This window comes from Pseudomonas sp. I2, from assembly GCF_040984075.1.
Lineage (GTDB): Bacteria > Pseudomonadota > Gammaproteobacteria > Pseudomonadales > Pseudomonadaceae > Aquipseudomonas > Aquipseudomonas guariconensis_B.
The window spans coordinates 1-884 of record NZ_JBCGFQ010000124.1; the positions used below are offsets into that span (position 1 = coordinate 1).

An 884-nucleotide genomic window follows, 5' to 3' on the forward strand; every position below is an offset into this window, starting at 1 on the left:
CCCCGCCCCCACAGGGTGATGCAGAAGCACACCCCCGCGCCTCGAACCACCCCGGCCAGGAACTCCGGTGCCGGCTGTTTTCCTCGACGCAAGGAATCAGCCGCTCGACCAGCACTTCGGTCTGCCCCACAGCCTTGGCCATCCGGTACTTGACGCTATGTATGCATTCCCTGTCCCCAAACTCGCAGCGGTTGAGCGAGGTCCCGCCGCAGGGCCCATTCGCCAAGCCCTTCGGGCAGGTCTCGGGGCAGACGTAAAGGGTATCTTCCAGGCGACAGCGCCCACAGGTGTCGCACCCCACCAGCGGCCTTTTCACGCTGCGCTCCAGGCGATGGAGCACGCGGGCGCCGGTAGGCGTGGCCCAGACCGGCCGCTGCACGGCCCAGCCGAACGCCTGGCTCAGCCACGAACTGCGGCTGAACAGCAGCGAATGAAAGCCAGACAGCAGGTGATAACGCGCTGTTTCCTTGCGCGAGGCGGTAACGTGGGATTCGCCCAGCCGCCAGTTCGCCTCGGGCGGATGGAAGGTCACCGCAGGCAGCCCGGGCATCTGCCAGCAGGCCGCCCACGCCGGTGCCCATTGCTCCAGCGAATGAATGCGCGATTGCCAGCGGTTGATCGTCTGCTCCAGCGTCAGCAATTGCTCGACGTCATGGATGCCGGACAGGTGAATCCCGGCGTACCCCATCAGGCGCAGGCCGATGATCTGCAAGGCCAGGCGTTCGAGGCTGCGCACCTGGGCATGGGCCTTGGAGAGGGCCGCCTCGGCTTCGAGCAGGTCGCGCATGGAGGGGGTGACCACGATGCCGGCCACCTGCTCGAAGATCCGCGCGCGCCCCAGGGTCAGGCCCATGACGCAGGCCAGTAGCGGCTTGGGTGAGGGT

The 884-nt window shown here is 67.1% G+C and carries 1 protein-coding gene; it reads right to left on the reverse strand.

The annotated features are described in order from the left end of the window. A partial coding sequence (locus WCE05_RS25845; RefSeq protein WP_368816817.1) for a methylenetetrahydrofolate reductase C-terminal domain-containing protein occupies nt 1–884 on the reverse strand: 884 nt, incomplete at both ends.